Origin of the sequence: Streptomyces sp. NPDC005551 (assembly GCF_042871785.1) — a bacterium.
Taxonomy (GTDB): domain Bacteria; phylum Actinomycetota; class Actinomycetes; order Streptomycetales; family Streptomycetaceae; genus Streptomyces.
In genome coordinates this window covers 426,580-447,212 of sequence record NZ_JBIAJE010000008.1, presented here as the reverse complement: position 1 = coordinate 447,212, position 20,633 = coordinate 426,580, and the positions used below count along the sequence as shown (strand labels likewise).

Sequence of the window (20,633 nt, the reverse complement as noted above, 5' to 3'; positions counted from 1 at the left end):
CTCGCCGTACGCGCGTTACCTGTCGTCCTCGCTGTCGATGCCCAGTCCCGGGAGGAGACCCGGGAGGAGCGGGGGCAGCGTGACGTCCGGTTCGGCGGCCGGGGCGGTCCGGCCGGCCGAGGGGGACGAGCTGGTGTCGTCCTCGGGCGGGTCGAGCAGACCGCCCGTGTCGCCTCCGAGCAGGCCGTCGCCCTCGCTGTCCGACGTGGACGGCTTGGGCTTGCCGCTGCTGGAGTGGCGGCTGTCCGCGGAACCGCCGGTGGCGCTGGGCGCCGGACGGCCCGTGTCCGACGAGCCCGTGGAGGTCTCGCCGGGGGTCCGCCTGTCCGGTCCGTGCTTCGCGGGCGGCTGCGGCAGCAGCGCGCGCAACGGCTCGACCTCTTCGTCCATGGCGTCGAAGACCGACGACACCTGGTCGCTGACGTCGCCGAGCTGCACGGGCAGCCGGTCGCGCAGCGCGCCCCAGGCTTCGCGATGCGTCTGGGAGAAGGCGGACAGGGCCTGGATGGGGGCCAGCGAGCCGTCCCGCTCGTACTCCTCGTGCAGCAGGCGGTGTCCTTCGGACGCGTCGTGCTGCATGAGGGACAGGGCCCGCCGGATCTCGCCCAGTGACTCGTGGTCGAGCGGACCGGAGCGGTCCCGCTCCATCAGCCGACGTGCCTCGTTCAGCCTCGTGGAGGCGTGGTCGAGGTAGATCTGTCCGCGGTCGCCGGCGTCGTCGGCCAGCCCCAGCTTGATGTCCTCCATCCCGCGCTTGAGCCCGTAGAGCGAGTCTCCGGGCAGGGCATCGGAGCTGGCGGCGGCGACACCGCCGAACGCTCCGGCGGCCACGCCGACGGTGAGCCCGCCCGCGGCAAGGCCCTTGGACAGCCGGGACCGGGGTCGCAGCTTCCCGAGGCCGGTCGCCCGATGGGCGCCCCGGCGGTGGGAGCGCTGCTCGGGTACCGAAGAATCCCTCGCTTCGCCCAGCGGAGCCGTGCCGTCCAGCAGCATGGCCTCCATCGCGGCCACGAGCTGAGCCCGCTGGACGACCTTGACCTCAGGGTCCAGTACGGGTTTGGGCAGCTCGCCGAGACCCGTGGCGAGGGCCAGCATGAGGCCCTGCCCGGTCTGTTCCGCAGCAGCCGGGGGCGGTGCCGATCCATCTGGCTGCTCGGCCGCCGTGCCCCGGTCGGACTGCTCCTCCAGGGCCTGGGCGAAGGCGTTCGCCCGCCGGTGCGCCGATACGTTCGCGATCACTGGCGGCACCTCCTCTCGTCATGACGGTCGGCTCCCCAGGGGGTCCTGAGGGTCGCACGCCCTGAGCGCACCGACACGATCGGGTGATCGGCGGAGGTCAGGGTGTGACCACAGGGAGCCTGTATCCCGCACAACGAGCGTCGCGGCACTTGGGTTACGGACGACGGATGACCGGACCGCGAAGTCAACGGACTCTTACGGAAAGTCAGTTGACCGTTGCTGAACGTGCGGGATCGCTGGGTGATCTTTCCGGGTCAGCGGGCGTCGTCCGGGAGGAGCCGTGCGAGGGTGCGCACGGCCCGGTACTGGAGGGTCTTGATGGCGCCCTCGTTCTTGCCCATCACGCGCGCGGTCTCCGCGACCGACAGGCCCTGGAGGAAGCGCAGGGTCACGCACTCCTGCTGCTGGGGGTTCAGTCGCCGTACGGCGTCGAGCAGTGCGGCGTTGGACAGCGACTCCAGGACGGAGTCCTCGGGGCTGCGCTCGACCTCGTTCGCGTCGAGCATCTCGCCGGTCGTGACCTCGAGCCGGAAGCGGCTCGACTTGAAGTGGTCGGCGACCAGGTTGCGCGCGATGGTGACCAGCCAGGCGCCGAAGTCGCGGCCCTGCCAGGTGAACGTGCCGATGCGCCGCAGGGCCCGCAGAAAGGTCTCGCTCGTGAGGTCCTCCGCGGTCGCCTTGCCCCCGACGCGGTAGTAGATGTAGCGGTACACGGTGTCGCTGTACTGGTCGTAGAGGCGTCCGAAGGCGTCGGCCTCGCCGGCCTGGGCCCGCTCGACGAGATCCATCATCCGGGCGCTGTCACTGTCCGCGGCCGGGCGGCGCGCGGTGGGCGTGGCGGCCGAGCGGCCTCGTCTGCCCACCGCGGCGCTGCCCTCGGCCAGTGCGTAGCACGGGCCGACGGGTGCGGCGGAGACAGCGAGGGCGGGGACGGCGTACGCGGTGGGGACGAAGCCGCGCAGGCGGTCGAGGACCGTCGCGCGCAGCGTAGCCAGGCCCGAGGCGTCAACCCCGACGTGTGGGTACACGGGACTCCCAGAGGCAGAGCTTCCATCACGTGCAGTGCCGGATCTTTCACCCGTCGTAGCGACTGGTGGCGTCCGTCATGCGTTTGAGGAGAATAACGCTTCGTACAGGCGGCACTACACCCAGTTGCTCAAATCATCGATTACGTCGCTTCTCTAACTGATCGACGTCTGATCAAGTAGCGAAAACTGATCAGTTGTTGACCGAGTGAGTTCGACTTCCGCCTGGGTGCGGGGCGTGTTGTGCTCGTGTGCGTACGTCGGGACTGGCGGGGACGCTGCGGGGGTAGAACAGGCGGATTGCCACTTCCCGCACCCGTCCGGAACCCGGGTTCGCGCGCACTTCCGCACGGCGGCGTCAACGCGGCCGTGTCGGGAGGGGGAGTGAGGCGCGCTAGCGCCGGCGCCGGCTCAGGGCGATCGCCGCGACCGTGCCGCCCGCGACCGCGCCGACCCCGGCGGCCGCCGGAATGCCGACCTTGGCGGCCTTGCGTGCCGTGCGGTAGTCCCGCAGCCGCCACTCGGAGGACCGGGCGTGCTTGCGCAGCTTGGCGTCCGGGTTGATGGCGTAGGGGTGGCCCACCAGGGACAGCATGGGGATGTCGTTGTGGGAGTCGCTGTAGGCGGCGCAGCGGGAGAGGTCCAGCCGCTCCGCGGCCGCCAGCGCCCGGACGGCCTCCGCCTTCGCCGGTCCGTGCAGCGGCTCACCGACCAGCTTGCCGGTGTACACGCCGTCGACGGACTCCGCGACGGTACCCAGCGCCCCGGTCAGCCCGAGCCGCCGGGCGATCACCGTGGCGATCTCCACGGGCGCGGCCGTGACCAGCCACACCTTCTGGCCGGCGTCGAGGTGCGCCTGGGCCAGTGCCCGGGTGCCCGGCCAGATCCGCTCGGCCATGTACTCGTCGTAGATCTCCTCGCCGATCGACATCAGCTCGGCGACCCGGTGGCCCTTGACGATGGAGAGGGCCGAGTCGCGGGCGTCCTGCATGTGCTCGGGGTCCTCGATGCCGGCCAGCCTGAACCACGCCTGCTGCCAGGCGAACCGGGCGAGGTCGCGGGTCTCGAAGAACTTCCGCTTGTACAGCCCGCGGCCGAAGTGGAACAGCGCGGCGCCCTGCATGACGGTGTTGTCGAGGTCGAAGAAGGCGGCGGCTCGCACGTCGCCGAGCACCGGGAACGCCGGTTCCTCCACGGCGGCGCCGGGCGCGACCCCGTGCGTGAGGTCCGCGAGGTCTCCCAGCTCCTGGGAGGTCTTGCGTGCTGCCTCCGCCGAGGCCTCGCCTGCCAACACGCTCCGCGCCGTGGCGGAGCGCCTACGGGGAGTGAGCCATCCGAGAGCGGCCATGCCGTGAGCATAGCCAGTCTGTTCGGTCGTTCCGGAGTCGAGAGGATGCGGGGCTGTGAACTCTCCACGACCGTGCCGTGAAAGGGGAGGGCGTTCCGGCGCGCCGCGGCCGCGCCCTCGCGCCGGCGGGGGTACGGGGGCCTGGTCGGGGGCGTCGGGGCCGCGGCGGGGCGACAATGGCCGGCATGAGTCCCCTGTTCCGGCGCAGTGACCGCCCCAAGGAGAAGACGGACATGACGAAGGCGCCGCGTGAGCGGTTGGTCACCCTCATCAGGAAGCCCGGGTGCCATCTGTGTGATGACGCACAGGTGGTGGTGGAGAAGGTCTGCGCGGAGACCGGGGTCCCCTGGGAGGTGAAGGACATCACCCAGGACGAGGAGCTGAACCGTCAGTACTGGGAGCAGATCCCGGTCGTGCTGGTGGACGGCGCCCAGCACACCTTCTGGCGGGTGGACGAGCAGCGTCTGCGCAGGGCCCTGACCGCGTAAGAGATGGCGGGTTCCCGCGGGTTCCGCCGGCCGGAGCGTGACTGACTGATCAGTCCAAGTGGTCCGGAAAGTCGCTTAGGATCGAGGGTGGTTCAGATCTCGGGGGCGGGACGCGTAAGGAGTGTGTACGGTTTTGCCCCCATCCAGCGAGGAACGAAGGTGCGCGCGCGCCGGTTCCGTACGCAGCCCCGGGGGCGCGTGACCCCGGTCACGTTGGCCGGGCAAATCGGACACCATCTTTGTGCACGCGTTCACAAAGACATAGCCTGCTTTCGACGGGGCGGTCCGGGAACGTGTGACCGCCTGCAGCCCCGCTCTACCCGCAGGAGCACCGTGGCAACTGGCCGAACTCACCGACCGGCGACCCGCAGCCGAGGGATTCCCGAGGCCACCGTCGCCCGCCTTCCGCTGTACCTCCGAGCCCTCACCGCCCTGTCGGAGCGCTCGGTGCCCACGGTCTCCTCCGAGGAGCTCGCGGCCGCCGCGGGGGTCAACTCCGCGAAGCTGCGCAAGGACTTCTCCTACCTCGGCTCCTACGGGACCCGCGGTGTGGGGTACGACGTGGAGTATCTCGTCTACCAGATCTCCCGCGAGCTGGGCCTGACCCAGGACTGGCCGGTTGTGATCGTCGGGATCGGCAACCTCGGCGCCGCGCTCGCCAACTACGGCGGGTTCGCCTCCCGCGGCTTCCGGGTCGCCGCGCTGATAGACGCCGACCCCGCGATGGCCGGCAAGCCGGTCGCCGGGATCCCCGTCCAGCACACGGACGAGCTCGAGAAGATCATCGACGAGAACGGTGTCTCGATCGGCGTGATCGCGACGCCCGCGGGCGCGGCCCAGCAGGTCTGCGAACGCCTCGTCGCCGCCGGAGTCACCTCCATCCTGAACTTCGCGCCGACCGTCCTGTCCGTCCCGGACGGCGTCGACGTGCGCAAGGTCGATCTCTCCATCGAACTGCAGATCCTCGCGTTCCACGAGCAGCGCAAGGCCGGCGAGGAAGCCGCGGCCGAGGCCGTCGCCACGGCCCCGACGGAGACCGAGAAGGGACCGGACGGGGATCTCCCCGCCGTGATGCCGGCATGAGTCTCCTCGTCGTCGGGCTGAGCCACCGCAGCGCTCCGGTCAGCGTCCTGGAACGGGCCACGCTGCCCGCGGACACGCAGGTCAAGCTGCTCCAGGACACCCTCGCCGCCGAGCCGGCCACCGAGGCCGCGGTGCTCGCCACCTGCAACCGCATCGAGCTGTACGCCGACGTGGACAAGTTCCACGCGGGCGTCGCCGAGCTGTCCACCCTGCTCGCCAGGCACAGCGGCGTCGGGCTCGACGAGCTCACCCCCTATCTGTACGTGCACTACGAGGACCGGGCCGTCCACCACCTCTTCTCCGTGGCCTGCGGCCTGGACTCGATGGTGGTCGGCGAGGGCCAGATCCTCGGCCAGATCAAGGACTCCCTCGCCACCGCGCAGGAACTGCACACCGCGGGCCGGCTGCTGAACGACCTGTTCCAGCAGGCCCTCAGGGTCGGCAAGCGCGCCCACTCCGAGACCGGCATCGACCGCGCGGGCCAGTCCCTGGTCACCTTCGGCCTGGAGCAGCTCTCGTCCGGCGCCGCCGTCGACAGCTGGGCCAAGGGCAAGCGGGCACTGGTGATCGGCGCGGGCTCCATGTCCTCGCTGGCCGCGGCGACGCTGGCGCGCGCCGGAGTCGCCGAGGTCGTCGTGGCCAACCGCACGCTGGACCGCGCCGAGCGGCTCGCGCAGATACTGGCGCAGGGCGACGACACGGACGTGCTGGCCCGCGCGGTACCGATCGACTCGGTGCCGCGCGAGCTGACACGTGCCGACATCGCCGTCTCCTGCACCGGCGCGACCGGACTCGTCCTGACGGCGGACACGGTCGCGACCGCCGTCGAAGGGCGCACGGGCACACCCGCCGGACTCCGCGAAACCGCCCCCGCCGGGCCGGCCCGCGGAATCGCACCCGCCGGCGCGGGCACCGAGGAGGGCTGCCCCCTCGACCTGCCGGCCGTGCAGGGCGCCACCGGCTTCTCCGTGATGGGGGAGGCCGCGGTGGCCGGTCTGGACGCCGCCACCCTGGAACAGCACGCGGCCTGGGTGGACAACGCCCCCGGGGAGCGGCGCGACAACCGCCGTACACCCGAGGCCGAGGCCGCGCTGATCACCGCGCTGGCCGCCACCGCCGCCACCATCGGGCGGGTGCCCGAGCGGCGCAGGCTCGAGCCGGTCGAGGCCACCCGGCCCGCGCCCGTGCTCGCCCTGCTGGACCTCGCGATGCCGCGCGACATCGACGCCGCCGTGCACCGGCTGCTCGGCGTGCGGCTCGTCGACATCGAGTCGCTCGCCGAGGCGTCGGCGGACGCGCCGATGGCCGCCGACGTGGACCAGGTGCGCCGGATCGTGTCCGACGAGGTGGCCGCCTTCGGCGCCGCCCAGCGGGCCGCCCACATCACCCCCACCGTCGTCGCCCTGCGCACCATGGCCGCCGACGTCGTCGCGAACGAGATCGCGCGGCTCGACGGACGGCTGCCGGACCTCGACGACAAGCAGCGCGGGGAGATCACCCAGACCGTACGGCGGGTGGTCGACAAGCTGCTGCACGCGCCGACCGTACGGGTCAAGCAGCTGGCCGCCGAACCCGGCGGCGCCGGGTACGCGGACGCGCTGCGCACCCTCTTCGACCTGGACCAGGAGACGGTCGCCGCCGTCTCCCGGGCCTCCCAAGACATCAGCACCGAGAACGCCGAGAACCGAGGGCGACCATGAGTGAGCCGCGTGAGCCGAAGGGGCCGGCCGCACCGTCCCCCGGGCGAGCAGACGAAACAGGGCCACTGAGGCTCGGGACCAGGCGCAGCAAGCTCGCCATGGCCCAGTCCGGGCAGGTGGCCGAGGCCGTGAGCCGGGTGACCGGGCGTGCCGTCGAACTCGTGGAGATCACCACGTACGGCGACACGTCCCGCGAGAACCTCGCGCAGATCGGCGGCACGGGTGTCTTCGTGACCGCGCTGCGTGAGGCGCTGCTGCGCGGCGAGGTCGACTTCGCCGTGCACTCCCTCAAGGACCTGCCGACCGCGCAGCCCGACGACCTCGCCCTGGCCGCCGTGCCGGTGCGCGAGGACCCGCGCGACGTCCTCGTCGCCCGCGACGGGCTCACCTTCGCCGGGCTGCCCGACGGCTCGCGGGTCGGCACCGGTTCGCCGCGCCGCATGGCGCAGCTGAACGCGTACGCCCGCAGCCACGGGATGTCGATCGAGACGGTCGCCATCCGCGGCAACGTCGACACGCGGATCGGGTTCGTGCGCGACGGCGAGCTCGACGCCGTCGTGCTGGCCGCCGCCGGCCTGAACCGGATCGGCCGCAGCGACGAAGTGACCGAGTACCTGTCGGTCGACACCGTTTTGCCCGCCCCCGGCCAGGGGGCCCTCGCGATCGAGTGTGCCGCGGACCACGCGGACCTCGTCGCGGCGCTCGGCGAGCTCGACGACCCGTTCACCCGGGCCGCCGTGACCGCCGAGCGATCCCTGCTCGCCGCCCTGGAGGCCGGCTGCAGCGCACCCGTGGGTGCGCTCGCCGACCTGCTGGCCGACGGGCAGACTGTCAAGGAGATGCGCCTGCGCGGCGTCGTCGGCACGACCGACGGTTCCTCGCTGGTGCAGCTGTCCACCACCGGTCCCGTGCCCGGGACGTACGAGCAGGCAATGGAACTCGGCCGTGAACTCGCCGCCGAGATGCTCGCCAAGGGCGCGGCCGGTCTGATGGGGGAGCGAGCACTGTGAGCCCCACCAACCTTTCCGCCGGACTCGATCACGGGCACGTCACCTTCCTCGGTGCCGGACCCGGGGATCCGGGACTGCTGACCCTGCGCGCCGTGGAGGCGCTGGCGAACGCGGACGTACTCGTCGCCGAGCACGAGGTGCTCGACGTGGTGCGCACGCACGCCAGGCAGGGCGTCGCCGTGCTGGACACGGACGCCGCCGACGCGCCTTCGGGGGTGTCCGTGGCCGCGTCCGCAGGCGCGTCCCCGGATGCCCGATCGGGCTCAGGCACGCCTAGGCTGGCGGTGGTTGACGGCTCGTCAACGACCGCTGGTGCCCCTGCTTCGAGGGGTGCTGCCAATCTTGTCATGGAGGCCGCACGGGGCGGCAAGCGGGTCGTGCGTGCGGTGTCCGGAGACCCGGGCCTCGACGCGTACGCCGCCGAGGAGATGCTGGCCTGCGTCGCCGCGGGTGTGCCTTTCGAGGTCGTGCCGGGTGTCGCCGCAGCCGTGGGCGTGCCCGCGTACGCCGGTGTGCCGCTGCGGGACGCGCAGGGCGCGGACGTGCGCTTCGTCGACGCGCGTACGGCTTCGGACCGCTGCTGGACCGAGGTCGGGGTGTCGGACGGCACCCTCGTGGTGTCGGCGACGCTGGACTCGGTCGGCGCGGCCGCGAGCGAGCTGGTCGCCGCCGGGCGCAAGCCCGATACGCCGATGAGCGTGACGGTCGCCGGTACGACGACCCGGCAGCGGACCTGGTCCGCGACGCTCGGGACGATCGCGCAGACGCTGAAGCAGGCGAAGGTGCTGCCGTCGCCGGACGGCGGACGCCCGGTCATAGCAGTGGTCGGTGAGCGTTCCGCCGCCGCCCAGCGCGACCAGTTGTCGTGGTTCGAGTCCAAGCCGCTGTTCGGCTGGAAGGTGCTCGTGCCGCGGACGAAGGAGCAGGCGGTGTCGCTCTCCGACCGGCTGCGTTCGTACGGAGCGGTGCCGCACGAGGTGCCCACCATCGCCGTCGAGCCGCCGCGCACGCCCCAGCAGATGGAGCGCGCGGTCAAGGGCCTGGTGACCGGGCGGTACGAGTGGATCGCCTTCACCTCGGTGAACGCGGTGCGCGCCGTGCGCGAGAAGTTCGAGGAGTACGGGCTCGACGCCCGCGCCTTCGCCGGGATCAAGGTCGCGGCGGTGGGCGAGCAGACCGCCAAGGCACTCGTCGCGTTCGGTGTGAAGCCGGACCTGGTGCCGAGCGGTGAGCAGTCCGCGGCCGGGCTGCTGGAGGACTGGCCGCCGTACGACCCGGTCTTCGACCCGATCGACCGGGTGTTCCTGCCGCGCGCCGACATCGCCACCGAGACGCTGGTCGCGGGGCTGATCGAGCTGGGCTGGGAGGTCGACGACGTCACGGCCTACCGGACCGTGCGGGCGTCGCCGCCGCCGGCGGAGACGCGTGAGGCGATCAAGGGCGGCGGGTTCGACGCGGTGCTGTTCACCTCGTCGTCGACCGTGCGGAACCTGGTCGGCATCGCCGGCAAGCCGCACAACGTGACCGTGATCGCGTGCATCGGCCCGGCCACCGCGAAGACCGCGGAGGAACACGGGCTGCGGGTCGACGTGATGGCTCCCGAGCCGTCCGTGCTCAAGCTGGCGGAGGCGCTGGCGGACTTCGGGCTCCGGCGGCGGGCTGCCGCGCTGGACGCCGGGGACCCGGTGACGCGGCCCAGCGAGCGCCGGCCGGGGTCGCGGCGGCGGCGCACCACGTAACGGCGGCACGTGACAGCGACTCGCTGCGCGGGAGGCGACATCGCCCGTCACGCACCGGGCCGTGGGCCGGCCCGACGCAAGGGGCGGCACCGGAATCCTCCGGTGCCGCCCCTTGCGGCTCCCCGGGTCGTGGGCGCGGCCGTACCGGTGGACGTCCCTGTGCCGGGCGGCGCGACGGACCGCCGGTGAGGGGCCCGGACTGCTCCCGACCGGCCCGGCGTGCCGCGGGCCGGGTACCGGCACGGTGTCGGCAAGGGCATGCCGGGGGCGGGCGTAGCGTAGGTCCATGACCAAGTACGGATCCTTCCCCGGTACGCGGCCGCGGCGGCTGCGTACGACGCCCGCCATGCGGCGCATGGTCGCCGAGACCCGCCTGCACCCCGCCGACTTCATCCTGCCCGCGTTCGTGCGGGAGGGCGTGAGTGAGCCGGTGCCGGTCAAGGCGATGCCGGGGGTCGTGCAGCACACCCGCGACAGCCTGAAGAAGGCGGCCGTCGAGGCGCTGGAGGCCGGGGTCTCCGGGATCATGCTCTTCGGTGTGCCGGAGGACGGGAAGAAGGACGCCCAGGGCACGGCCGGGACCGACCCCGACGGGATCCTCCAGGCCGCCCTGCGCGACGTGCGCGCGGAGGTCGGGGACGACCTGCTCGTCATGTCCGACCTGTGTCTCGACGAGTTCACCGACCACGGGCACTGCGGTGTCCTCGACGAGCAGGGGCGCGTCGACAACGACGCCACGCTCGAGCGGTACGCCGAGATGGCCCAGGTCCAGGCCGACGCCGGTGCCCATGTCGTGGGCCCGAGCGGGATGATGGACGGTCAGATCGGGGTCGTCAGGGACGCCCTCGACCAGATCGGCCGGGAGGACGTCGCCGTCCTCGCGTACACCGTCAAGTACTCCTCCGCCTTCTACGGCCCCTTCCGGGAGGCCGTCGGCTCGTCCCTGCAGGGCGACCGGAAGACGTATCAGCAGGACCCGGCCAATCTGCGGGAGTCCCTGCGGGAGCTTGCCCTCGACCTGGAGGAGGGGGCCGACATGGTGATGGTCAAGCCGGCGGGCCCCTACCTGGACGTCCTCGCCCGGGTCGCGGACGCCGTCGACGTGCCCGTGGCCGCCTACCAGATCTCCGGCGAGTACGCGATGATCGAGGCCGCCGCGGAGAAGGGCTGGATCGACCGCGACAAGGCGATCCTGGAGGCCCTGACCGGCATCAAGCGCGCCGGAGCCCGGAACATCCTCACGTACTGGGCGACCGAGGTCGCCCGGCAGCTGCGGTGACGGCCGGACCACCGCCGGGCCGGTGACCGCCGCCCGGTAGCCGAGCGCGTCGTCCGGTGGCGGCCGCGGTGTCGTCCGGATCCCGGAATTACCGGTGCAGACGGCACGCAGTTGCCTAGGGTGCGGGCACGAGCCGCATCAAGGACAAGGAGCCGTCCTCGTGACCGTCACCGATCCCGTCTCCGCCCCGATCGCCGCCCCTCTTCCGCCGCTCGCCGCGCGGGCCGCGTCGGCCAAGGGGTCGGCGGTACGGGACATCCTCGCGGTCACCACCCGCCCCGGGATGATCAACTTCGCCGGGGGGCTGCCCGCGCCCGAGCTGTTCGACGCGGAGGGGATCGCCGCCGCCTACCGGGACGTGCTCGCGGAGACGCCCGGGCGGGCGCTGCAGTACTCCACGACCGAGGGCGAGCCCGCGCTGCGTACGGCCCTCGCGCAGCGCACCTCCGCGCGCGGGCTGCCGACCTCGGCGGACGACCTGCTGGTCACCACCGGGTCGCAGCAGGCACTGTCGCTCCTCGCCACCGCCCTGCTGGAGCCCGGCGACGCCGTGCTCGTCGAAAGTCCCTGCTACCTGGCGGCACTTCAGGCGTTCTCGCTGGCGGGCGCACGTGTGGTGGCCGTGCCCGGAGACGACGACGGGCTCGACCCCGACGCGCTCGACGCCCTGGTGCGGCGCGAGCGGCCCAAGCTGCTCTACACCGTGCCGACCTTCCAGAACCCGACGGGACGCACGCTGCCGGGCGCGCGCCGCGCCGCCGTCGCGCGGGTCGCCGCCCGGCGCGGGCTGTGGATCGTCGAGGACGACCCGTACGGCGAACTGCGCTTCGAGGGGGAGCGGGTGCCGTGGATCGCCTCGTACGACGGAGCCGGGGACCGCACGGTACTGCTGGGCTCCTTCTCCAAGGTGATGGCACCGGGGATGCGGCTGGGCTGGCTGCGGGCGCCGGCCGTGCTGCGCCGGGCCTGCGTCGTCGCCAAGCAGGCCGCCGACCTGCACACCCCGACCGTCAACCAGCTGGCCGCCGCCAGGTATCTGGCCGACCGGGACCTGGACGCGCACGTGGCCCGGGTCGCGGACGCGTACCGCGAGCGGCGTGACGCGATGCTCGCGGGGATCACCGACGCCCTGCCCGACGGCTCCACGTGGACGCGTCCCGCGGGCGGCATGTTCCTCTGGGCGCGGCTGCCCGGCTCCTGCGACACCACGGACCTGCTCCGCCGGGTGGTGGAGCAGGATGTGGCCTACGTGCCCGGGGCGCCCTTCCACGCGGGTCCGCCGGACCGGGCGACCCTGCGGCTGTGCTTCGTCACCCAGACCCCGGAGGAGATCGGCGAGGGCCTGCGGAGGCTGGGGCGGGGCCTGCGGAGCTGACGGCCCGGCAGGCCTGCGGGGCCTGCCGGCCTGATGGCCCGACGGGGTGCGGGGACCGCCCGGGCCCCGGTGCGGGCCTGTCAGTCCCAGTGGAAGGACCAGACCCGCTTGCCGAGCACCTCGTGCGCCGCGTACGCGCGCAGCGTCTCGTGGCCGCCCCGGGTGACGTTGTCCGGGCAGAGGGCGAAGTGCTCGGCGGCGACCGCCTCGGCCTCGGCCGTGGTGGCCGGCGGGGCCGCCACGGACACGGTCAGCCGGTCGGCGGCGAGCGCGACCACCCGTATCCCGAAGCGGTCCTCCCACGAGCGCAGCACCGCCGAGAGCCGCGCGACGTCGTTCTCGTGATTCACCGCGCCCGACCAGCCGATGGCCGCCGGGAGGTCCGCGCTGCGGCGGGCCGGGACGAGTGCCGGACGGGGCTCCTTCAGCCAGGAGTCACCGCCGGCGAGGGAGTCGGCGACCTCGCCGGCCCGGGCGTCCGGATCGGCGTCCAGCGGGCCGGCCGGCGCGAGTCCGGGCCACAGGGGGCCGAAGGGGGCGACCGTCTCGTCGTAGGTCGCGGGGGGACCGAAGACCTCCTCCACCCTGTCCCGGCCCGGGTAGTCCGTGACGTCGGCGAGCGCGTCCGCCGCGTACTCCTCCCAGAGGTCCGCCAGCACGTCCTCGGCGTCGTGGTCGCCCGCGTACGACGTCCTGGCCGGGCCCAGGTCCCAGGCGGCGGGGCCGCCCTCGTCCTTCTCCCCGGAGGCGATGAGCACGGGGTGCAGCCCCACCGTCCGCCGCGCGGCCGACAGCCGCAGCCAGTCGCCGGGGGCGGCCGGCCCGTCGGCGCACCACAGAAGCGGTTCGTGCCAGGGGCCGTCGACCGTCTCGTCGACCAGGGTCCCGGGCGGGAGTTCGAGCCCGAGCGCGCGACCGCTCGGGTCGGCCTTCAGCTTCGGCAGCGGATTCGGAAGAGTCGCCATGCCGGTGACTGTAGGGGGAGCCACTGACAACGGCCCGGGGGCCGGTCAGAGACGCTCGGGGGTCCTGATGCCCAGGAGCGCCATGCCCTGGTGGAGCGTGCGGGCCGTGACGGCGCAGTAGAACAGGCGGTTCTCGATCCGGGCGGGGCTGTCCGCCTTCAGGACCGGGCACTTGTCGTAGAACGTCGTGTACAGCGAGGCCAGTTGGTACAGGTATGCCGCCAGCTTGTGCGGGGCGTACTCGGCGGCGGCCTCGGCGACCGTCTCCGCGAACCGGTCCGCGTGCAGGCCCAGTTCACGCTCGGCCGGGGCCAGTTCGAGCTCCGGGTGCGCCGCCGGGGAGATGTCGCCCGCCTTGCGGAGGATCGACTGGATCCGGGCGTACGCGTACTGGAGGTAGACGCTGGTGTCGCCGTTCAGCGAGACCATCTGGTCCAGGTCGAACTTGTAGTCGCGGTTCGCGGACGTCGACAGGTCCGCGTACTTCACCGCGCCGATGCCGACCTGGGTGCCGCGCTCGGCGATCTCCTCCTCGGACAGCTGCCCCTGCGTGTCCTTCTCGCGGACGACCGCCGTCGCCCGCTCGATCGCCTCGTCCAGCAGGTCGACCAGCCGGACCGTCTCGCCCTCGCGGGTCTTGAACGGCTTGCCGTCCTTGCCGAGCACCGTGCCGAAGGCGAGCTGGACGGCGTCCACGCCGTCGTTCAGCCAGCCGGCCCGGCGCGCGGTCTCGAAGACCATCCGGAAGTGCAGCGCCTGACGGGCGTCGACCACGTAGAGCAGGGTCGAGGCCTTCAGGCGGAAGACGCGGTCCCGGATCGCCGAGAGGTCGGTGGCCGCGTACCCGTAACCGCCGTCGGACTTGCGCACGATCAGCGGGACCGGGTTGCCGTCCGGGCCCTTGACGTCGTCGAAGAAGACGCACAGGGCGCCCTCGGAACGGACGGCGACACCCGACTCCTCCAGCAGACGGCACGTCTCGTCCAGCATGTCGTTGTAACCGGACTCGCCGACCACGTCGGGGTCGCGGATCTCCATGTCCAGCTTCTCGAAGACCGAGTAGAAGTAGATCTTCGACTCGTCCACGAACTTCTGCCACAGCGCCAGCGTCTCGGCGTCGCCCGCCTGGAGGTCGACCACCCGGCGACGGGCCCGCGTCTTGAACTCCTCGTCGGAGTCGAACAGCGCCCGCGAGGCCTTGTACAGCCGGTTCAGGTTCGACATGGCCTCCTCGCCGGAGACCTCGCCGCCCTTGTGGTCCAGCTCGTGCGGGTGCTCGATCAGGTACTGGATGAGCATGCCGAACTGGGTGCCCCAGTCGCCGATGTGGTGACGCCGTACGACCGACTCGCCCGCGAACTCCAGGAGTTGCACCACCGCGTCGCCGATCACCGCGGAACGCAGGTGGCCGACGTGCATCTCCTTGGCCACGTTCGGCTGCGCGTAGTCGATGACCGTGGTGCCCGGGTGCTCGGCGCGCGGGACGCCGAGGCGGCCCTCGGTGTCCGCGGCGCGGGCCGCGAGGTTCCCGGTGATCGCCGCGTCGGTGACCGTGACGTTCAGGAAGCCCGGCCCGGAGACCTCGATGTCCTTGATCACGGCACCGGACTCGACCCGCGCCACGACCTGCGTCGCCAGCTCGCGCGGGTTGGCCTTGGCCTTCTTCGCCAGCGCCAGGATCCCGTTGGCCTGGAAGTCGGCCCGGTCGCTTCGTCGCAGCAGCGGGTCCGCGGAACCCGCCTCCGGCAGTGCTGCCGAGAGGGCGTCCGCGAGGCGCTGGTGGACGGAAGCGGTGAGGGACGTGACCGAGGCCATGGAGTGACGCCGTTCTGCTCGGGTTCCAGGAGGTGCTGAGGACGGAAAGCCCCAGTATCCCATGCGGTGAAAAGCCGTTTTCGCGGTTCCGGCCCGAGCTGGGAGAATGGTGGCGTCAGCCGTACTGGCGTATGAGAAAGAAGGACGTGCCGATCGTGGCTCAGAGCACCGAGACCACCGACTGGGTCTCCCGTTACGCGGATGAGGTCATCGCCGAGTCGGAGCGTCGGGCCCCGGGCAAACCAGTGGTCGTCGCGTCCGGACTCTCCCCCTCCGGCCCGATCCACCTCGGCAACCTCCGCGAGGTCATGACCCCGCACCTGGTCGCCGACGAGATCCGCCGCCGCGGGTACACCGTGCGCCACCTGATCTCCTGGGACGACTACGACCGCTACCGCAAGGTCCCGGCCGGCGTCGCGGGCGTCGACGCGTCCTGGGCCGAGCACATCGGCAAGCCGCTCACCTCCGTACCCGCGCCCGCCGGCTCCGCGCACCCGAACTGGGCCGCGCACTTCAAGGCCGCGATGACCGACTCGCTCGCCGAGCTCGGCGTGGAGTACGACGGGATCAGCCAGACCGAGCAGTACACCTCGGGCGTCTACCGCGACCAGGTCCTGTTCGCGATGAAGCACCGCGGGGACATCGACGCGATCCTCGAGCAGTACCGCACCAAGAAGGCCCCGCCGAAGAAGCAGCAGTCGCAGAAGCCGGTCGACGAGGCCGAGCTGGAGGCCGCCGAGGGCTCCGGCGCGGCCGACGAGGACGACGGCAGCGGTTCCGCCGCCGGGTACTTCCCGTACAAGCCCTACTGCGGGCAGTGCGAGAAGGACCTGACGACGGTCACCTCCTACGACGACGACAGCACCGAGCTCGCCTACACCTGCTCGGCCTGCGGCTTCGCCGAGACCGTCCGGCTGAGCGAGTTCCACCGCGGCAAGCTCGTCTGGAAGGTCGACTGGCCCATGCGGTGGGCGTACGAGGGCGTCGTCTTCGAGCCCAGCGGCGTGGACCACTCCTCGCCCGGGTCGAGCTTCCAGGTCGGCGGGCAGATCGTCGGGATCTTCGGCGGCAAGCAGCCGATCGGCCCGATGTACGCGTTCGTCGGCATCAGCGGCATGGCGAAGATGTCGTCCTCCAAGGGCGGCGTGCCGACCCCGGCCGACGCGCTCCAGATCATGGAACCGCAGCTCCTGCGCTGGCTCTACGCCCGCCGTCGGCCCAACCAGTCCTTCAAGATCGCCTTCGACCAGGAGATCCAGCGGCTCTACGACGAGTGGGACAAGCTCGCCGCCAAGGTCGCGGAGGGCACCGCCCTCCCGGCGGACGCCGCCGCCCACACCCGGGCCGTCGGCACCGCCGCCGGGGAGCTGCCGAAGACCCCGCGTCCGCTGCCGTACCGCACCCTCGCCTCCGTCGCCGACATCACCGCGGGCGCCGAGGACCAGACGCTGCGGATCCTGAGCGAACTCGACCCGGGCAACCCGCTCACCTCGCTGGACGTGGTCAGGCCCCGGCTCGACAGGGCCGAGGCGTGGATCAACACCCAGGTCCCCGCCGAGCAGCGCACCGTCGTCCGCGAGGAGCCCGACGCCGAGCTGCTCGCCTCCCTCGACGACGAGGGCCGCGAGTCGCTGCGCCTGCTCCTGGAGGGCCTCGACGGCCACTGGTCGCTGGACGGCCTGACCCACCTGGTCTACGGCGTCCCGAAGGTCCGGGCCGGCTTCTCCGCCGACGCCACCCCGAAGGAGCTGCCGCCGGAGATCAAGGTCGCCCAGCGCACCTTCTTCGCCCTCCTGTACCACCTGCTGGTCGGCCGGGACACCGGGCCGCGTCTGCCCACGCTGCTGCTCGCGGTGGGCCAGGACCGGGTGCGCAAGCTGCTCGGGGCCTGACCGGCCCGTACGACGAGAGGGGGGGGCCCGGGGGGACCCGGGGGCCCCCCCCCGCGGGGGGGGGGCCCCCCCCGGGGGGGGGGCCCCCCCCCCCCCCGCGGGGGGGGGCCCCCGGGCCCCCCCGGGCCCCCCCCTCTCGTCGTACGGCTGTCCTACGCGATGTGGTCCTCCTCCAGCTCCGCGTTGAAGCGGTTCTGGAAGCGGTTCATGTAGCGCTTCAGCTCGCTGTCGGTGAGGGTCACGCCGTACGTGGCCTCGACGTTGTTGCCGAACTCGCCCTTGGTGGGCAGCCCCTGACCGTTGATCGACTGCCGGAACACCTGGTAGAGGCCCTCCTCGCGGGACTTCTCGTCGTTGAGCGGTGCCCGTTCCTCGCGCGGCGCGGGGATCGGCAGCTGCTCCGGGTCCGGGCCGCCGCCCTCACCCAGCTGCCGGGTCCGGCCCGGGCCCGACGGGATCGGGAAGCTGCCCGTCTCCTCGGGACCGGGCTCGTACTGCTGCGACTGCTGCTCCTCGTACCACTGCTCGTACTGCTCCTCGGGCACGTACGTGGGGTCGTATCCGCCCTCGTAGACGACCTCCGTGGGAGCGGGGGCGGCGAACCAGGGGCTCTCCTCCGGCTCCGGCTCCGGTACGCGGTCCGGCCGGCCGCCGCTGCGGGGGGCACCCTCGGGCTGGTGGTACGGCCCGTCCTCGGGCGCGGCCGGCTCCAGGGCGGGGGCGGCGACGGCCGGCCGGTCCGCGGCCACCTCGGCCGGGGCGTCCTGCCGCGGCCGCTGCGGGGCCGGGGGCAGCAGGACCGGCTCGATGCCCGCGGCGGCGAGGCCGGCGGGCGCGGTCTCGGCGAGCGGGACGCCGTAGCGCGCCAAGCGCAGCGGCATCAGCGACTCCACCGGGGCCTTGCGGCGCCAGCCCCGGCCGAACCGGGACCGCAGGCGGGCCTGGTAGACGAGACGTTCCTGCTCCAGCTTGATCACCTGCTCGTAGGAGCGCAGCTCCCACAGCTTCATCCGGCGCCACAGCAGGAAGGTCGGCAGCGGGGAGAGCAGCCAGCGGGTGAGCCGGACGCCCTCCATGTGCTTGTCGGCGGTGATGTCCGCGATCCGGCCGATGGCGTGCCGGGCCGCCTCCACCGACACCACGAACAGGATCGGGATGACGGCGTGCATGCCGGTGCCCAGCGGGTCGGGCCAGGCCGCCGCGCCGTTGAACGCGATCGTCGCCGCCGTCAGCAGCCACGCGGTCTGGCGCAGCAGCGGGAAGGGGATGCGGATCCAGGTCAGCAGCAGATCGAGGGCGAGCAGCACACAGATGCCCGCGTCGATGCCGACCGGGAAGACGTAGCTGAAGTTTCCGAAGCCCTTCTCAAGGGCCAGCTCGCGGACCGCCGCGTACGAACCGGCGAAGCCGATTCCGGCGATGACCACCGCTCCGGCGACGACCACGCCGATGAGAATGCGGTGCGTCCGTGTGAGCTGCAGTGGCGCGGCCACCCGTGATCCCCTCCCCTTGCGTGTTGTTGCGCGCAACAGGGTGGCACATGTGTACGGCGAACGGGTGGCCGGTCCGGCGGGGGCCCGGCCCGCGCGGGGCACGGGCTCCCGCAACTGCCCGGTCCGGCCGACGAGTTGAGCGACAGGGGGCGGCCCGGCACGCGGATCGCGGACCGGGAGCGGATCAGCGCCCTGTCGCCGGGCTCGTCAGGCCTTCCTGGCGGCGGCCTTGCTCACGGACCTGGACGGGGCGGGCGACTTGGACGCCGACTCGCCCGGCGTCTTCGACGCGGACTTCGAAGGCGACTTCGACGCCGGCTTGGAGGGCGACTTCGAGGCCGACTTCGAGGCCGACTTCGACGGAGCGGCGCTCGCCCCGTCCCCGTCCCCGTTCGCGGCGGCCACCGCGGCCACCGCCTCCTTGGCCGCCTTCTGCGCGTCCTTCACCAGGCCGGCGGCGTCCGGTGCCTTGTCACCCGCGAGGCCCGCGCCGTTGTAGTCGAGGGTGATGACGACGTTCTCCACGCGCGTCACGACCGTCTGCTGCCTGAACGAGCCTTCCTTCTTCTTCAGCTCGTACCGCACGGCCGTCGCCTCGTCGCCCGTCCCGGACACCGGCTCCGACTTCGTGTTCTTGGCCCCGGACACCGCCTGCGCGCCCGCGACCTGCTTCTCGTAGTAGTCGTGCGCGAGCTTGTCGCCCTCGCCGCGCGCGTCCGAGTCGAAGCGCAGCATGGCCACGTTCAGCCAGCGGTACTGAGAGCCCTTCACACCGTTGCTGTCCAGGCTGTCCCAGTAGCAGTTGCCGCGCACCGACAGGTCGTCCGACTTGCCTTCCCTGCCCGACTTCCCGGCCTCGGGGACCAGATCGCCCAGGGTCTTCTTCGACACCACCGAGCACGGCTCGGGCAGCTTCGCGTACGCGGCCGGCTCGATCGCGTCCGCCGAGGCGCTCGCCGACGGCTTCGCGCTCTGCCCGGCACTCTGCTTCGCGTCGTCGCCGGAGCCGGAGTCCGAGGAACAGCCGGCGGCGACGAGCATCACCGGGACGGCGGCGGCGCACACAAGGATGCGGGGAAGTCGCAGTACTCGCTGGTCTCGCGGGGCTCGCTGTGCTGTTCGGTGCATGCTTCCTTCACTCATGACGCTCGTGGTGCGGACGCACATGGGTCGTGCGACCGTCCGGTCCGAGGGGCCACGGTACGCGGTGAGCGTGGAGCGCGGCCCGCTTCACGGAGTTCGGCGGGAAGGACGCGGGGCGCGCGCCGCACGCTAGGAGTTGAGCGATTCGGCGAGGCGCTCGGCCAGTTTCCGGGCCCTGTCCTGCATTTCCTCGCTGTCCGGGACGACGCCCACCCCGGCCGGCTGCTCCTCGTACCGGATGGTCACGACCACGTTGGACGTGCGGAACACCACAGTCACCGTGCGCTGCCGGACCGTCGAACCGGCCGCGCTCAGCTCGTCGTCGAGGAACGCCTCGTCGCCCAGACCGTCGAGCGTGCGGGGCGGGAGGGCGGCCGGGGTTCCGGTCGCCGTGGCGGACCCGGAGGGGGTGTCGTCCGCGGAGCCGGCCGCGGTGTCCTCGTCGCCGGAGTTCCCGGACGAGGGGGCGTCCGACGAGGCGCCCTTCGACGCGGCGTCCCCGGACGCGGACTTCTCCGGCGCGGCGTCCTCCGTCGTGGCGTCCTCCGACGTCGATCCGGAGCCGGACGCGTCCGGGGAGGACGGCTCGGGAAGATCCGCCGCCTCCTCCAGCGCGCCGTAGACCTTCGCGGCCCTGCTGTCGTCGCTGACGGTGCTGTCGTAGGACACCACCCGCTCGAAGTCGACGAGGAGGTGGTCCGTGGCGTCCGCCGACTCGACCTTCCAACGGCAGCCGACCTTGCGGTCCGTGTCGAACGTCAGCGTCGCCTCGCCCGCGTACGCCTTCTCGCGCCGCTGCGCGTCCGTGATCTCCGCGATCCCCGGGAGCAGCGCGTCGAGGGTCTCGTGGCCGATCGCTCCGCACGGCTCGGGGAGCGTGCGGTACCTGCCGGGCTGGGCGGCCGCCCTCGTCGCGGTGGAGTCGCCGGCCTTCGAGTCGGGGGGTGTGCCACCGTCGTCCGAGCCGCCGGTGCAGCCGGCCAGCAGTGTCGCGAGGAGCACGGCGGCGCCCGGTACGTACGCCTTCCGCTGCACGGTC

16 protein-coding genes are annotated in these 20,633 nt (G+C 72.5%); 8 read left to right on the top strand and 8 right to left on the bottom strand.

Annotated elements, in window-relative coordinates; all coding sequences use genetic code 11:
• Positions 1-15 precede the first annotated feature (15 nt).
• From ACFYP4_RS25130 to ACFYP4_RS25120, 3 genes are all read right to left on the bottom strand, one after another.
• Positions 16-1,239 carry a DUF5667 domain-containing protein gene (locus tag ACFYP4_RS25130; protein WP_388788187.1) on the bottom strand — a complete coding sequence of 408 codons (1,224 nt, stop codon included), beginning with the start codon at positions 1,237-1,239 and terminating at the stop codon, positions 16-18.
• A 254-nt stretch (positions 1,240-1,493) separates the two neighbouring features.
• Positions 1,494-2,267 carry an ECF subfamily RNA polymerase sigma factor, BldN family gene (locus ACFYP4_RS25125; protein WP_358855295.1) on the bottom strand — a complete coding sequence of 258 codons (774 nt, stop codon included), beginning with the start codon at positions 2,265-2,267 and terminating at the stop codon, positions 1,494-1,496.
• Positions 2,268-2,658: 391 nt separating this feature from the next.
• The gene (locus tag ACFYP4_RS25120) at positions 2,659-3,612 is read right to left on the bottom strand and encodes an HAD family hydrolase (protein ID WP_388788184.1); all 954 of its coding nucleotides are present in this window, start codon (positions 3,610-3,612) and stop codon (positions 2,659-2,661) included.
• Positions 3,613-3,788: 176 nt separating this feature from the next.
• Here ACFYP4_RS25120 and ACFYP4_RS25115 point away from each other — a divergent pair, with 176 nt between their 5' ends.
• The 7 genes from ACFYP4_RS25115 to ACFYP4_RS25085 all read left to right on the top strand — a co-directional run bounded on the left by ACFYP4_RS25115 (position 3,789) and on the right by ACFYP4_RS25085 (position 12,286).
• On the top strand, positions 3,789-4,100 hold the full coding sequence (locus ACFYP4_RS25115; protein WP_358855297.1) for a glutaredoxin family protein: 312 nt from the start codon (positions 3,789-3,791) through the stop codon (positions 4,098-4,100).
• Between the two features lie 333 nt (positions 4,101-4,433).
• Positions 4,434-5,183 carry a redox-sensing transcriptional repressor Rex gene (locus tag ACFYP4_RS25110; protein WP_358855298.1) on the top strand — a complete coding sequence of 250 codons (750 nt, stop codon included), beginning with the start codon at positions 4,434-4,436 and terminating at the stop codon, positions 5,181-5,183.
• Entirely contained in the window at positions 5,180-6,883 is a 1,704-nt protein-coding gene (locus ACFYP4_RS25105) for a glutamyl-tRNA reductase (RefSeq protein ID WP_388788180.1), read from the top strand. Before ACFYP4_RS25110 ends, ACFYP4_RS25105 begins: the two co-directional genes overlap by 4 nt.
• Entirely contained in the window at positions 6,880-7,893 is a 1,014-nt protein-coding gene (gene hemC / locus ACFYP4_RS25100) for a hydroxymethylbilane synthase (protein WP_388788177.1), read from the top strand. The genes ACFYP4_RS25105 and hemC overlap by 4 nt, the downstream gene beginning before the upstream one ends.
• Entirely contained in the window at positions 7,890-9,632 is a 1,743-nt protein-coding gene (locus ACFYP4_RS25095) for a bifunctional uroporphyrinogen-III C-methyltransferase/uroporphyrinogen-III synthase (RefSeq protein WP_358855300.1), read from the top strand. Before hemC ends, ACFYP4_RS25095 begins: the two co-directional genes overlap by 4 nt.
• A gap of 286 nt (positions 9,633-9,918) precedes the next feature.
• Positions 9,919-10,911 carry a porphobilinogen synthase gene (gene hemB / locus ACFYP4_RS25090; RefSeq protein ID WP_358855301.1) on the top strand — a complete coding sequence of 331 codons (993 nt, stop codon included), beginning with the start codon at positions 9,919-9,921 and terminating at the stop codon, positions 10,909-10,911.
• A 160-nt stretch (positions 10,912-11,071) separates the two neighbouring features.
• Positions 11,072-12,286 (top strand): PLP-dependent aminotransferase family protein, encoded by a 1,215-nt coding sequence (locus ACFYP4_RS25085; protein WP_388788173.1) that lies wholly within the window; start codon positions 11,072-11,074, stop codon positions 12,284-12,286.
• Between the two features lie 80 nt (positions 12,287-12,366).
• Here ACFYP4_RS25085 and ACFYP4_RS25080 read toward each other — a convergent pair whose 3' ends face one another.
• The gene (locus ACFYP4_RS25080; protein WP_358855302.1) at positions 12,367-13,251 is read right to left on the bottom strand and encodes a DUF4253 domain-containing protein; all 885 of its coding nucleotides are present in this window, start codon (positions 13,249-13,251) and stop codon (positions 12,367-12,369) included.
• A gap of 45 nt (positions 13,252-13,296) precedes the next feature.
• Positions 13,297-15,066 (bottom strand): arginine--tRNA ligase, encoded by a 1,770-nt coding sequence (argS, locus tag ACFYP4_RS25075; RefSeq protein ID WP_358855303.1) that lies wholly within the window; start codon positions 15,064-15,066, stop codon positions 13,297-13,299.
• Between the two features lie 146 nt (positions 15,067-15,212).
• Between argS and lysS the strand changes: the two genes are divergently transcribed.
• Entirely contained in the window at positions 15,213-16,958 is a 1,746-nt protein-coding gene (gene lysS, locus ACFYP4_RS25070) for a lysine--tRNA ligase (protein WP_358855305.1), read from the top strand.
• Positions 16,959-17,110: 152 nt separating this feature from the next.
• Here lysS and ACFYP4_RS25065 read toward each other — a convergent pair whose 3' ends face one another.
• The 3 genes from ACFYP4_RS25065 to ACFYP4_RS25055 form a co-directional block, all read right to left on the bottom strand.
• Positions 17,111-18,451: a DUF2637 domain-containing protein gene (locus tag ACFYP4_RS25065; RefSeq protein ID WP_358851026.1), complete on the bottom strand. Its 1,341-nt coding sequence runs from the start codon at positions 18,449-18,451 to the stop codon at positions 17,111-17,113.
• A gap of 207 nt (positions 18,452-18,658) precedes the next feature.
• Complete coding sequence (locus ACFYP4_RS25060; protein ID WP_358851025.1) at positions 18,659-19,579, bottom strand: DUF3558 domain-containing protein; 921 nt, start codon at positions 19,577-19,579, stop codon at positions 18,659-18,661.
• Positions 19,580-19,723: 144 nt separating this feature from the next.
• On the bottom strand, positions 19,724-20,629 hold the full coding sequence (locus ACFYP4_RS25055) for a DUF3558 domain-containing protein (RefSeq protein WP_358851024.1): 906 nt from the start codon (positions 20,627-20,629) through the stop codon (positions 19,724-19,726).
• Positions 20,630-20,633: the final 4 nt, after the last annotated feature.